Here is an 11746-nt window from a genome sequence, read left to right as displayed (position 1 = left end):
GACGGATCGGGCGTGCGCCCGGCCGGGAACTGGAGGAGCAGGCGTGGTCGCGGTGAACATGGACGGTGCGTCGTCGAGCAGGCGGCCGATGTGGACCGGTGCGCAGCCGCTCCTGGCGCGTGGTTTCGGCGCCGTCCCGCCTCCGGTGCTGGTGCTGCTGGGCGTGATCAGCCTGCAGGTCGGTGCCGCGTTCGCCAAGCAGCTGTTCGCGTTGGCGGGCGCGTCCGGGGTGGTCACGTTGCGGCTGCTGTTCGCGGCGCTGGTGCTGCTGCTGATCTGGCGTCCTTCGCTGCGCTTGGACCGCACGACGTGGCTCGTGGTCGCCGCGTACGGCACGGTGCTGGCAGGCATGAACCTGTGCCTCTACCAGGCCATCGAACGCATCCCGCTCGGCGTGGCGGTGACCATCGAGTTCCTGGGGCCGCTGGCCGTGGCCGTGTTCGGCTCGCGGCGCAAGCTGGACTTGGTGTGGGCGGCGCTGGCCGGGCTCGGCGTGCTGCTGCTGTCCCGCGTGGAGGGCGGCCTGGACCCGGTGGGGGTGGGGTTCGCGCTGGCCGCGGCCGTGCTGTGGGCGTCCTACATCTTGGCGGGCGCGAAGCTGGGGCAGTACACGAGCGGCGGCAACGGTCTCGCACTGGGCATGGCGTTCGGGGCGCTGGTGGCGTTGCCGTTCGGGATCACCGGCGGCGGCGCGGAGCTGCTGTCCCCGACCGTGCTCGTCGCGGGCCTGGTGGTGGCGCTGATGTCCTCGGTGGTGCCGTACTCGCTGGAACTGGAAGCGCTGCGGCGTATGCCGCCGCGAGTGTTCGGCGTGCTGATGAGCCTGGAGCCCGCGGTCGCGGCGCTCGCGGGCCTGCTGGTGCTGCACGAGGCGCTCGGAGTGGTGCAGTGGCTGGCCATCAGCTGCGTCGTGCTCGCCTCCGTCGGCGCCACCCGCGCCCAGTGACGGGCGTACGCCGGGATGGCGCGCAGCCAGGAAGCCACTGAGTCCCGCCGCTCACACTTCGCCGCGCAGTACGGCGTCGAGGTCGTAGCGGGTGGGTTCGTCGAGCTGGTCGTACCGGCATGAGGCGGGCTCCCGGTCCGGGCGCCACCGCACGAACTGCGTGGTGTGGCGGAATCGGGACGGGACGCCGCCTTCGGTGTGGTCGTAGGCGACTTCGATGACCCGCTCCGGGCGCAGCGGTTGCCACGGTTGCTCCGCGCTGCGCCAGCGGTTGATCGAACCGGGCAGCCTGCGCCCGTCGGCGGCGTGCTCGCCGAGCCACGGGTGCTCGCCGTCGGTGCGCAGCGGGCTCAGCTCGGCGGCGAGTTCCCGGCGCTTCGCGGCGGGGAACGCGCCGACCACGCCCACGTGGTGCAGCACGTCCTGGTCGTCGAGCAGCCCGAGCAGCAAGGAACCGACCGCGGTGCCGGGTTCGGTGTTCGCGTGCCAGCGCAGCCCGGCTACGACGCAGTCCGCGGTGCGCGCGTGCTTGATCTTGAGCATGGTGCGCTTGCCGGGCAGGTAGGGAGTTTCCGCGTCCTTGCCGATGATGCCGTCGAGCCCGGCACCCTCGAACACCCGGAACCAGTCGGCCGCCGTGCGGTGATCCGTGGTCATGGGCGTTGTGAGCAGTTCGGGGCCGGTGAGTTCCAGTGCGTCCAGCCGTCGCCTGCGGTCCGCGAACGGCTGCTCGCGCAGGTCGCCGTCGTCGAGCGCGAGCAGGTCGAACGCGATGAACCGGGCCGGAGTCCGCTCCGCCAGCGTCCGGACCCGGCTCGCCGCGGGATGGATCCGCTCGCCCAGCGCGTCCCAGTCGAGGCGCTGCCCGTGCTCGTCGGAGCGCACCACGACCAGTTCCCCGTCGAGCACCACAGGCCGCCGCAACCGGGCCTCGACGGCGTTGAGCACCTCGGGGAAGTACCGGTTGAGCGACTTGCCCGTCCGCGACTGCAACACGACGGGTTCGGCCCCACCGGGATCGGCGAACACCAGGCAGCGGAACCCGTCCCATTTGGGTTCGAAGCACATCCCGGCCCGCTCGGGAATGCCGTCGACCGGCCCGGCGAGCATCGGTTTGACCGGCGGATGCACGTTCAGCGCCACCAGAACCTCCCGGGATGTGCGGTCGACGGTCCGAGTATGTCCCGCGAGGTCGGCGAATTCAGCGCACCCGCTGGCGTGCGGCCCGGTCCAGCTGGAGGCGGACCGCGGTCGGCAGTTCCTCGACTTCGAGGGAGCTGCGGGCGCGGGAGAGCACCTTCTCGTCGAGTTCCTCCCACACGTGCCGCACGTTCGTGCCTTCCTGCAGCGCGAGCGTGAGCCGCACGTTCGGGCGTTGCGCGGTGCCCGCCATCCGCACCTTGGCGCGGGTCACGCCGGTGACGTTCTCCGCGTCGGCGCGCACGGCCTCGGTCAACGCGCTCGAGGTGATCGTCGCCGAACCCTCGGAGTCGCCGTGCAGCTGCAGATCGGGCCGTCCCTCGGGGCGCAGCGCCCGCAGCAGCCACCAGATCCCCAGCAGCGCCAGCACGATTCCCGCCACGATCGCCACCACGTAGCTGAGCGAGCGGTTGCCGGTGAGCCACTGGGTGACCATCGGGTCCAGCACCGAACGTAGCGCGCGGAACCGGCCGAGCCAGCCCGCGCTGACGACGAGCGCCGCCAGGCCTGCGAGCAGCAGCACCAGGCCGAGCACAGTGGTCAGCGACCGTTCGAAGCCCAACGAGCGGCCGATGGCCGTGCGACTGGGCCGGGCCGAGGACGCCGGGGAGGCGGCGGGCTTGTCGGCGGTGGCAGTGGCTTCTCGGGTCGACATCACCGCTCCTTCGCGGGGGAGACCGACACCGACACGCGGGGCCGGCGCTGCAATGGCAGGTCGCCGACGGCGGACGCGGCCGTCTTCGACACCCGGTCCCGCAGGTCGCCGACGCTCCGGAACCGGCTCTGCGCCTTGACCTTCACCTTGCGGCGGTCCGCGGTGACGGAGGCGGCGGCCACCCCGTCCTCCGCGCGCACCCGGTGGCCGACCAGCCGCGCCAGCGAACGCGGGTCGGTGGTCACGGTGACTTCGGGGGCCGGATCGAGCAGTCGCACTTCGCTGCGCCCGGCGCGGGACGCGGCCAGCAGCAGGATCAGGCCGAGCAGCACGGCGGCGCCCGCTGCCAGCCGGGTCGCGAGGTCCTGCCAGCTCAGTCCGCGCATCGCGGACCCGGCGGACGACCAGGGCACCAGCACTCCACCGGTGCCGGGACTCGCCCAAGCCCCGATGGCCTCCACGATCAGCAGCACGCCCGCGGCGAGGGCGATCAGCCCGGCCAGGGCGGTGATCAAACGGACAACGGCACGCACGGGCTCACTCCACTCGGTCTCGTTTCGGGGCGGACACCAGCGCGGACACGACGACCTGGACGGAGGCCACCCGGCAGCCGGCCAGCCGGTCCAGCTCGTCGCGGACGCGTTCGCGCACCGCGCGCACCGTCTCGCGCACCGGGGTCGGATAGCGCACCGCCAGGTCCAGCCGGACCTGGAGTTCCCGGTCCGGGCCGGTCAGCCGGGCGCTGGAGCCGTGGGTGCCGACGCCGACTCCGGCGATCCGCCGCTGCGCGCGGGTGGTTCCGGAGGCGCTGTCCGCGGCGTGCTCGGCGATCTTGCGCAGCACCGCCCGGTCGATGTCCAGGTGACCTCGGTCGGCGGGATCGTCGGTTCCGGAGGTCTTTTCGGTGGCGGGCTCGGCGGCCCTGGCCCGCTCGGTGGCGGGGGCGCTCATCGGTCCTTGCCCCGGCCGAGGAAGTCGCCGATCTCCAGCTCGCCGTCCAGGACGCGGCCGACGAGCAAGCCGATGGCGCCGAGCACCAGAGCGATGAGGAAACCGGTGAAACCCCCGTGGGCGGCGGCCACACCGAGGAGGAGACCGGCGAACAGACCGGACTGCGTTGCGTTCATCGTGGGAGAAACCTTCCTGACTGGGAGGGCCGTTCGTCGGCTGACAAAACGATCACCGCACGCGGGTGCGGCGTTTCCGCAGCCGCCAGATCCGGATCCGGCGAAGCATGCCGTGCAACCCGTGCCGGCCGGGCGCGATGACCACCGGGGCGTCATAGCGGTCCGGTGGGCGGTTCCGGGACGGGACATGTTCCGCAACCGCGGATCCGGGAGTTCGGGCCGCGTCGCGGCGCGCTCGCAATTCGGCGAGGCCCGCCGCGAAGGTCTCGGGGTCACCGCCCACATCGGGGTGGTGGGCGCGGACGAACGCGCGCAGGTGAGCCCGCGCGTCGTCGTCCGGCGTACCCGTCATCGGCTGTGCGCCTCGCTTCCGCCGGGAGTATCGGCGTCTTCCGAGGTGATCACGTCGACGACGGTGATGTCGACCGGGACCGGGCCGGTCACGGCCAGCACCTGCTTGCGCAGCGCGTCCACGATCTCCGGCAGCGGGTCGGTCATGCGCAGCACGACACCGACCTCCACTGCCGAACCGGCGTCGCTCGCACGAACTCCGGTGACCTGGCGGCCGGGCAGGTAGGCGGCGATGTTGCCGTGAGCGCCGCCGTCCAGCCGAGCCACCGCCGGATGGGCGCGAACCACCTCGGCGATCCGGTCGGCGATCTCTTCGCCTTCGGGGGCTTCCCGGCCACGGTCACCGGGCGCGGATTCGGTCATGTCGGTGTCCTTCGAGAGCGGGCCGGGACGGGGGAACGCGTGGTCCCGGTCGGGGCAGCCGGGACCACGCGCGTTCTCACTCCACTCGGGACGAGGCGCCGGCGTTCTGGCCACCGTTGCCGTTGCCGCTGTCCTCGTCGTCCTCCGAAGGGAGGTGGATGTCGTTGACCGCGATGTTGACCTCGATGACCTCGAGGCCCGTCATCCGTTCGACGCCGGTGATGACGTTGCGGCGCACGGCGCGGGCCAGCTCCACGATGGAGGCGCCGTACTCGACGACGATGTCCAGGTCGATCGCGGCCTGCTTCTCGCCGACCTCGACCTGCACGCCGGAGGTGGTGCTGGAGCTGCTGCCGCCGCCACCGGGGATGCGCTCGCGGATGGCGCCGAAGGCGCGCGAGACGCCACCGCCCATGGCGTGCACGCCGGAGATCTCCCGCGCGGCGATGCCGGCGATCTTCTGCACCACGTTGGCGGCGATCGTCGTCTTGCCCTGCGAGGTGTCGTCGGCGAGCCGGGCGGGGGTGGTGCCGCTGCCACTGCCACCGGTGGCGAGGCCCTTGCCGCCGCCGGACGTGGCGCCGCTCTGGGACTCGGTGCTCGGCGTGGAGGTACCACTCGTCTGGGCCATGAAAGGGCTCCTTCCCCTGCGAAGATCCTTGTTGTCGCCGTTGCGTCATCGCAGCGGCCGGACCGGCCTGCGATGTCCGGGACGAAAGATCAGATGTGCGTGATCCCGAAACATCGCGGAACTGCGACGCAAGTCACATTGTCGAGCTAATCATGAGCTTTGCGGGGGTGCGACATCTGCGATCCGCACCCACACCGCGGGTGCGGCCGCACCGAGGTACGCCCGCAACGCCCGGTCCAGATCGTCCTGTAGTTGCGCTGCCAGCGCAGGAGCGGGCAGCCCGTAGTCGATCACCACGTCGAGCCGGATCTCGCGCACGTCCCCGGTGCAGGCCAGCAGGCGAGCGCCGCCGCGTTCCGCGAGCAGTTCCAGGCTCAACCGGCGTGCGAGCACCAGAGTCGCCTGCGGCGTCACCCGCAGGGTGCCGAATTCCTGGGCCACCTCCGCGGGGGATCCGGCGGCGCCGCCGCGCAGTTCGCGCACCGTGAGCAGCGTTCGCGATACCAGTCCTTCGGGTGGTTCCACCGCGAGTCCGGCGGCCCGCCGCACCGGTTCCCAACCGCCGGGGGCCAGTTCGGCGAGCTCCGCCCGGCAGTGCGGGCAGGTCCGCGCGTGCGCGGCGAAATCTTCCGGGGCGTCGCCGGCGAGGTGGTCGACGAGTTCGCCGACGGTGTGGCCGCAGGGCAGCACGTGCTCCGGATTGAAGGAAGGTTCACCCATGGTGCATCTCCTTCAACCTGGACAGCAGGGCGAGCCGAGCACGGTGCAACCGCGATCGCAACGCCGTCACGTTCACCTCTAGCACCTCGGCGATCTGTTCGTAAGACATCCCCTCGAATTCGCGCAGCACCAACGGCACCCGCTGGGACGGTTCCAGCGTGGCGATGGCGCGGTGCACCAGGTCGGCCTCCTCGGCGCGCACCGCGTGGCCTTCGGGGTTTCCGGAGTCGTGGTCGGAGACGAGGTGGCTCATGGACTCGTCGTTGACGTCCAGCGCGACGGTGTTCTTGCGCCGCCTGACCTGGCCCAGCGCGGCGTTGGTGACGACTCGGTACAGCCACGTCGTCGGGGCGGACTCACCGCGGAACCGGGACAGCGACCGCCAAGCCGAGACCCAGGCGTCCTGCACCGCGTCCTCGGCTTCGGACTGATCGTTGAGGATCCGGTACGCCACCCGGTACATGGCACGGGTGTGCCTGCGGACGAGCTCGTCGAAGGCGACCCCGTCGCCGTGCTGGGCGGCGGCCATGAGGTTCGCGTCGCTGTCGGCCCGCTCGGTCACGCGGGGAGTCTCCCGTATCGCAACAGCAGCAGCGACTCCTCGGCGTGCAGCACCGACAGCAGCCGCATCGCGTGCGGTGCCGCCAGGTTCGGTCCGTTCGCGATGCGCCCGGCGTCGCCACCGGCCAGCAGCGGCGAGACGGTGAGGCACAGTTCGTCCACGAGGTCCGCGGCGAGGAGATCACCGAACAGCTGCGGTCCGCCTTCGCAGCCGACGCGCAGCAGTCCGCGTTCGCCGAGCGCGGCCAGCGCCGCGGGCAGGTCGACCGACTCGGTTCCCGCGACCACGACGTCCGCTCCCGCGTCGGCCAGCACGACCCGGCGAGCTTCCGGGGCGGAGCCGCAGGTGATCACGATCGGCGGGACCACGGTGTCGGTCAGCAGCGGCGAGTCGGGTTCCAGTGAGCAGCGCGCGGTCACCACCGCGATCGGCGGCACTTCGGAGAGACCGAAGCGCGCCCGGCGTTGCGCGTCGACCTCTTTGCGCTTGACTCCGCGATAGCCCTCGGTCATCGCGGTGCCCGCCCCGACCAGGACCAGGTCGGAGAGGTCCCGGATCAGCGCCATCGCGACCCGGTCGGCGGGCGAGGACAGGCCGCGGGAGCTGCCGCGCACGGTGACCGCGCCGTCCAGGCTGGACACGAAGTTCGTGCGCAGCCATGGCCGGGTCAGGTCAGCGGGGTAGTCGTAGAACTCTTCGATCTCGGGCGTCACTTCGGCCGGGGTCGTCACACCGAGCGGTTCGCCGTCTGGGGGCCACAGCCTGTCCACCTGCCCATCCCAACACGGCTCGCCCGGGGTGAGCGGGGAGGGGCTGCTCACCGCGCCGGTCCGGTGACGCCCCGCGACCTGGAGCGGAGATCGCGGCGGCACCGAGGGTGACCACTGCCACCGGTTCCTGCGGGAGCAGCGGTTATAGAGTCGGCGCATGACCGCCGCACGCCTCATCGACCGCCGTCCCGAGCTGAGCCCGGCCGACATGGTCGACGCGATGACGCCGCCGCCGCGGTTCGACGAAGCGCGGTTCGAGACCTACGTGCCGAACCCGGAGGAGCCGAGCCAGGCCGCCGCCGTCGAGGCCTGCCGCGCGTTCGCGGACCGGGCCGGGGCGGGCGGCAAGAACGGCTCGTGGTGGCGTTCGCTGTTCGGCGGTGGTCGCGCGCCCGCCGGGAAACAGGGCCTGTACTTGGACGGCGGTTTCGGCGTCGGCAAGACGCACCTGCTGGCCTCGTTGTGGCATGCCGTTCCCGGACCGAAGTCCTACGGCACGTTCGTCGAGGTCACCAACCTCGTGGGCGCGCTCGGGTTCACCGAGACGGTGAAGCGGCTCTCCGAGCACCGGCTGCTGGCGATCGACGAGTTCGAACTGGACGACCCGGGCGACACGATGCTGGTCACCCAGCTGATCGCGAAGCTCACCGAGGCGGGCGTGCACATCGCCGCCACCTCGAACACGTTGCCCGGCAAGCTCGGCGAGGGCCGGTTCGCGGCGGTGGACTTCCTGCGCGAGATCCACGCGATGTCCGAGCGCTTCGAGGTGCTGCGCGTCGACGGGCCGGACTACCGGCACCGGGGCCTGCCAGATCCGCCGGAGTCGGTGGACGACGCGGAACTCACCGCCGAAGCCGACTCGCTGCCCGGGGCGACGCTCGACGATTTCGACGCGTTGTGCGATCACCTGGCCGGAGTGCACCCGTCGAAGTACGGGAAGCTCGTGGACGATGTGGCGGCCGTGCACCTGCGCGGCCTGCACGCGGCGCCGAACCAGACCGTCGGCCTGCGCCTGGTGGCCTTCGCGGACCGCCTCTACGACCGCGCGGTCCCGGTCCGAGTGTCCGGCGAACCCCTGTCGTCGCTGTTCACCGAGGAAATGCTCCGTGGCGGCTACCGAAAGAAGTACCTGCGAGCCCTGAGCCGCCTCACCGCCCTTTCCCGCGACACCGTCAAGTCCTGACCCGAGCAGACCTCCGGCAAAGGGCGCACGAAGCCCCGCTTGCTTTGCGGCTGAAGGCCGTGTTTGGCGGCGTAGCCGTGTAGTTGGCGGGCGAAGCTCCGCTTGTTTTGCGGCCGATGGCCGTGTTTGGCGGCGTAGCCGTGTAGTTGGCGGGCGAAGCTCCGCTTGTTTTGCGGCTGAAGGCCGTGTTTGGCGGCGTAGCCGTGCTTGGATGCGCGAAGCGCATAGCCCACGTCGAGAAGCCGACCACCGGCGGGTTCTCAGTTGCTTCCTCGCGAGGACAGCTTTTTCCCTCGTGGCGGAGCCACTTGGGAAAAAGATCCCGCAGCGAGGAAGCAACTGAGGTTCCGCTACCCGACCACCAGAGCAGAACGAGCCGTGGAAGTCACGAACGAAGAGCCACCGTGATCGCGTCGATGCCCTGATCAAGCTCATCGCGCGAAACGGTCAGAGGAGGCGCGATGCGGAGTGTCGTGTCTTGGGTTTCCTTGCACAGCACGCCGTTCGCCGCGAGGCGTTCGCTGATCTGACGTCCGGTGGGGCCGCCTGGGGCGATCTCCACTCCGGCCCACAGCCCCCGGCCGCGCACTTCGGCGGCGCCGTGGCCGACGAGTTCGCCGAGCCGGGCGTGCAGGTGCGCGCCGAGTTCGCGGGAGCGCCGCTGGAATTCCCCGGTCGCCAGCAGCCGCACCACCGCGCGCCCGACGGCGCAGGCCAGCGGGTTGCCGCCGAACGTGGAGCCGTGCTCGCCGGGCCGCAGCACACCGAGCACCGCGCGGTTGCCGACGACGGCCGAGACGGGGAGCAGTCCGCCGCCCAGTGCTTTGCCCAGGGTGTACAGGTCCGCGCGCACGCCGTCGTGGTCGCAGGCCAGCAGCTCGCCGGTGCGGGCCAGTCCGGACTGGATCTCGTCGGCGATCAGCAGCACGTTCCGCTCGTCGCAGAGTTCGCGCAGCCTGCGCAGGTAGCCGCTGGGCGGCACCACGACACCCGCTTCGCCCTGCAGCGGTTCGACGAGGACGGCCGCGGTGCGCTCGTTGATCGCGTCCTCGACTGCGGCCGCGTCGCCGTAGGCGGTGACGGTGAAGCCGGGTGTGAACGGCCCGAAGCCGGCGCGGGCCGTGGAGTCGGTGGAGAACGACACGATCGTGGTGGTGCGGCCGTGGAAGTTGGAGCCGGCGACGATGATCTCGGCTTGGTCCGCGGGCACGCCTTTGACCTGGTAAGCCCACTTTCGGGCGATCTTGATGGCGGATTCGACGGCTTCGGCCCCGGAGTTCATCAGCAGCACTTGCTCGGTGCCGGTGAGCTCGGCCAGTTCGCGGCAGAACGGGCCGAACTGGTCGTGGTGGAAGGCGCGGCTGGTCAGCGTGACCCGCCCGAGCTGCTCGGTGGCTGCGGCGACGAGGTCCGGGTGCCGGTGCCCGAAGTTCAGCGCCGAGTAGCCGGCCAGGAAGTCCAGGTAGCGGCGACCGTCCACATCGGTCATCCACGCCCCTTCCGCCTCGGCGATCACGACCGGCAGCGGGTGGTAGTTGTGCGCGCTGTACTCGTCGTCGAGGCGCAGGAACTCGGGGGTGCGGGAGGCCCCGGCCGCGGCGGGCAGGATCTCGGGAGAGGCGGAGGTCATACTGTTCAGGCTATTCCGGCCAGGGCCTTCGTTTCAGCCGTGAGGCGTTGCTTGTTCCGGCGGTTCGTTGCGTGATTCGGGCTGGACGCGAAACGTTTCGATCGTTGGTGCCGGGGCGTTCGGGGGCTGTCCGGGACCCGTGGCGCGCGCTAGTGTCGGGCCTGACTCGATGAACAACGCGTGTACCGTCCATGACTCAGCGTGTGCGGATCGTGTCTCCGGGATGGTCGGTCCCGGTGCGCACGCCCCGCCTGGCGGCACACGATTCGAGCGCGCGCAGCAGAGGATCCCGGACCATCGGTGGAGGTCGTTCATGCCGCAGGACGCGCAATTTCGGGTGTACGTGGGGCCTACACCGGCCCGGAGTCGGGGGCGAACGGGATCCGCCTCGCGTTCGCCGATGCGGCGGGCCTGCTGCGGTGCACCGACACGGTCGCCGACACCTACGAGCCGTCGTTCTTGGCGCTCGCTCCGGACGGGCGGACGTTGTTCGCGGTGAACGAGGTCGCGCACGGCCGGGTGGTGGCGTTCGAGGTGCGCCCGGACGGCAGGCTCGTGGAGATCAACTCGCAGCCGACGCACGGTTCGGCGCCGTGCCATCTGAGCGTGCACCCCTCCGGCCGGTTCCTGCTGACCGCCAACTACTTGTCGGGCAACGTCGTGGTGCACCCGATCGGTGAGGGCGGGGTGCTGCGGGAGGCGTGCCACGCGGTGCAGCACAGCGGGCAGGGGCCGGCCAAGGACCGCCAGGAGGGCCCGCACGCGCACCAGATCCTGCCGTCCCCGGACGGCCGTTTTGTGCTCGCCGCTGACTTGGGCACGGACGCCGTGTACGTGTACGCGTTCGACGCGGACACCGGGCACATGGTGCTCAAGCACGAGGTCGAGTGGCAGGCGGGGACCGGGCCGCGCCACCTGGCGTTCCACCCCGACGGTGACCGCGGCTACTTGGTGGGGGAGTTGACGTCGACGATCACCGAGTTCGGGTTCGACGCGGACACCGGGGTGGTGCGGCCCGGCCGGACGTTGTCGCTGCTCCCGGCGGACTTCTCGGGCACGAGCCTGGCCGCGGAGGTCGTGGTCTCCCCGGACGGCCGGTTCGTGTTCGCCTCGAACCGGGGCCACGACAGCATCGCGGTGTTCTCCGGCGGCGATTTCGAGCTCGTCGACATCGTGCCCGCGGGAGTGCGCGGGCCTCGGCACATCGCGCTGTCCCCACAGGGCGACGTGCTCTACGCGGCAGGCGAGCTCAGCGACACGATCCAAGCATTTGCCGTCTCCACCACGGGCGCTCTCACCCCGATCACGGACCCCGCATCCTCCCCGACCCCGGTCTGCATCCTCCCGGCCTGACCCGCCGCCGCCCGTACTTTCGGCGGCGAAGCCCGGGCGAAGCCCCGCTTGCTTTGCGGCCGGAGGCCGTGCCGTGCGGCGTAGCCGTGCTTTTAGCGGCGGAGTCCGCGAAGGGCGGGCGAAGCCACGCCTGCCTTGCGGCCGAAGGCCGTGCCTTGCGGCCGAAGGCCGTGCTTGTATGCGCGTCAGCGCATAGCCCACGTCCAAAAGCCCCTCGCCAGCGGGTTCTCAGTTGGTCTCTCGCGAGGACAGCTT

At 71.2% G+C, this 11746-nt stretch carries 15 protein-coding genes; 3 read left to right on the top strand and 12 right to left on the bottom strand.

The features are described 5' to 3' along the window. Positions 1-43: 43 nt before the first annotated feature. A complete protein-coding gene (locus H2Q94_RS22105; RefSeq protein WP_243789108.1) occupies positions 44-946 on the top strand; it encodes an EamA family transporter in 903 nt (300 codons plus the stop codon). A gap of 51 nt (positions 947-997) precedes the next feature. Here the strand turns inward: H2Q94_RS22105 and H2Q94_RS22100 are convergent, their stop codons facing one another. The 11 genes from H2Q94_RS22100 to H2Q94_RS22050 all read right to left on the bottom strand — a co-directional run bounded on the left by H2Q94_RS22100 (position 998) and on the right by H2Q94_RS22050 (position 7325). Then, positions 998-2089 carry an ATP-dependent DNA ligase gene (locus H2Q94_RS22100; RefSeq protein WP_243789107.1) on the bottom strand — a complete coding sequence of 364 codons (1092 nt, stop codon included), beginning with the start codon at positions 2087-2089 and terminating at the stop codon, positions 998-1000. Positions 2090-2147: 58 nt separating this feature from the next. Beyond that, complete coding sequence (amaP, locus tag H2Q94_RS22095) at positions 2148-2801, bottom strand: alkaline shock response membrane anchor protein AmaP (protein WP_243789106.1); 654 nt, start codon at positions 2799-2801, stop codon at positions 2148-2150. Continuing rightward, on the bottom strand, positions 2801-3334 hold the full coding sequence (locus H2Q94_RS22090; RefSeq protein WP_243789105.1) for a DUF6286 domain-containing protein: 534 nt from the start codon (positions 3332-3334) through the stop codon (positions 2801-2803). Before H2Q94_RS22090 ends, amaP begins: the two co-directional genes overlap by 1 nt. A gap of 4 nt (positions 3335-3338) precedes the next feature. After that, positions 3339-3752 carry an Asp23/Gls24 family envelope stress response protein gene (locus tag H2Q94_RS22085; protein WP_243789104.1) on the bottom strand — a complete coding sequence of 138 codons (414 nt, stop codon included), beginning with the start codon at positions 3750-3752 and terminating at the stop codon, positions 3339-3341. After that, the gene (locus tag H2Q94_RS22080) at positions 3749-3928 is read right to left on the bottom strand and encodes a hypothetical protein (RefSeq protein ID WP_243789103.1); all 180 of its coding nucleotides are present in this window, start codon (positions 3926-3928) and stop codon (positions 3749-3751) included. The genes H2Q94_RS22085 and H2Q94_RS22080 overlap by 4 nt, the downstream gene beginning before the upstream one ends. Positions 3929-3980: 52 nt before the next feature. Next, positions 3981-4280, bottom strand: a complete 300-nt coding sequence (locus H2Q94_RS22075) for a hypothetical protein (RefSeq protein ID WP_243789102.1) — start codon at positions 4278-4280, stop codon at positions 3981-3983. Continuing rightward, a complete protein-coding gene (locus tag H2Q94_RS22070; RefSeq protein ID WP_243789101.1) occupies positions 4277-4642 on the bottom strand; it encodes a hypothetical protein in 366 nt (121 codons plus the stop codon). The genes H2Q94_RS22075 and H2Q94_RS22070 overlap by 4 nt, the downstream gene beginning before the upstream one ends. A 76-nt stretch (positions 4643-4718) precedes the next feature. Next, on the bottom strand, positions 4719-5273 hold the full coding sequence (locus H2Q94_RS22065) for an Asp23/Gls24 family envelope stress response protein (protein ID WP_243789100.1): 555 nt from the start codon (positions 5271-5273) through the stop codon (positions 4719-4721). 150 nt (positions 5274-5423) lie between these two features. Then, positions 5424-5993 (bottom strand): Asp23/Gls24 family envelope stress response protein, encoded by a 570-nt coding sequence (locus H2Q94_RS22060; protein ID WP_243789099.1) that lies wholly within the window; start codon positions 5991-5993, stop codon positions 5424-5426. Beyond that, positions 5986-6555 carry an RNA polymerase sigma factor gene (locus H2Q94_RS22055; protein ID WP_243789098.1) on the bottom strand — a complete coding sequence of 190 codons (570 nt, stop codon included), beginning with the start codon at positions 6553-6555 and terminating at the stop codon, positions 5986-5988. Before H2Q94_RS22055 ends, H2Q94_RS22060 begins: the two co-directional genes overlap by 8 nt. Continuing rightward, positions 6552-7325, bottom strand: a complete 774-nt coding sequence (locus H2Q94_RS22050; RefSeq protein WP_397545368.1) for a pyrimidine reductase family protein — start codon at positions 7323-7325, stop codon at positions 6552-6554. Before H2Q94_RS22050 ends, H2Q94_RS22055 begins: the two co-directional genes overlap by 4 nt. Positions 7326-7482: 157 nt before the next feature. On the opposite strand from H2Q94_RS22050, the gene zapE reads away from it, so the two are divergent. Next, the gene (gene zapE, locus H2Q94_RS22045; RefSeq protein ID WP_243789097.1) at positions 7483-8508 is read left to right on the top strand and encodes a cell division protein ZapE; all 1026 of its coding nucleotides are present in this window, start codon (positions 7483-7485) and stop codon (positions 8506-8508) included. Positions 8509-8893: 385 nt separating this feature from the next. Here zapE and rocD read toward each other — a convergent pair whose 3' ends face one another. Beyond that, positions 8894-10138 (bottom strand): ornithine--oxo-acid transaminase, encoded by a 1245-nt coding sequence (rocD, locus tag H2Q94_RS22040; RefSeq protein WP_243789096.1) that lies wholly within the window; start codon positions 10136-10138, stop codon positions 8894-8896. A 300-nt stretch (positions 10139-10438) separates the two neighbouring features. Here rocD and H2Q94_RS22035 point away from each other — a divergent pair, with 300 nt between their 5' ends. Beyond that, positions 10439-11491 (top strand): lactonase family protein, encoded by a 1053-nt coding sequence (locus tag H2Q94_RS22035; protein ID WP_243789095.1) that lies wholly within the window; start codon positions 10439-10441, stop codon positions 11489-11491. Positions 11492-11746 lie beyond the last annotated feature (255 nt).

This window comes from Saccharopolyspora gloriosae (genome assembly GCF_022828475.1).
GTDB lineage: Bacteria > Actinomycetota > Actinomycetes > Mycobacteriales > Pseudonocardiaceae > Saccharopolyspora_C > Saccharopolyspora_C gloriosae_A.
The sequence above is the reverse complement of the archived record's forward strand: the minus strand, read 5'-3'. Positions and strand labels throughout refer to the sequence as shown.

Bases quoted from the DNA above. Each gene is read 5' to 3' on its own strand.
- amaP (WP_243789106.1), bottom strand. From the start codon at position 2,801: ATGTCGACCCGAGAAGCCACTGCCACCGCCGACAAGCCCGCCGCCTCC.
- H2Q94_RS22085 (WP_243789104.1), bottom strand. From the start codon at position 3,752: ATGAGCGCCCCCGCCACCGAGCGGGCCAGGGCCGCCGAGCCCGCCACC.
- H2Q94_RS22080 (WP_243789103.1), bottom strand. From the start codon at position 3,928: ATGAACGCAACGCAGTCCGGTCTGTTCGCCGGTCTCCTCCTCGGTGTG.
- H2Q94_RS22075 (WP_243789102.1), bottom strand. From the start codon at position 4,280: ATGACGGGTACGCCGGACGACGACGCGCGGGCTCACCTGCGCGCGTTC.
- H2Q94_RS22070 (WP_243789101.1), bottom strand. From the start codon at position 4,642: ATGACCGAATCCGCGCCCGGTGACCGTGGCCGGGAAGCCCCCGAAGGC.
- H2Q94_RS22065 (WP_243789100.1), bottom strand. From the start codon at position 5,273: ATGGCCCAGACGAGTGGTACCTCCACGCCGAGCACCGAGTCCCAGAGC.
- H2Q94_RS22060 (WP_243789099.1), bottom strand. From the start codon at position 5,993: ATGGGTGAACCTTCCTTCAATCCGGAGCACGTGCTGCCCTGCGGCCAC.
- zapE (WP_243789097.1), top strand. From the start codon at position 7,483: ATGACCGCCGCACGCCTCATCGACCGCCGTCCCGAGCTGAGCCCGGCC.
- rocD (WP_243789096.1), bottom strand. From the start codon at position 10,138: ATGACCTCCGCCTCTCCCGAGATCCTGCCCGCCGCGGCCGGGGCCTCC.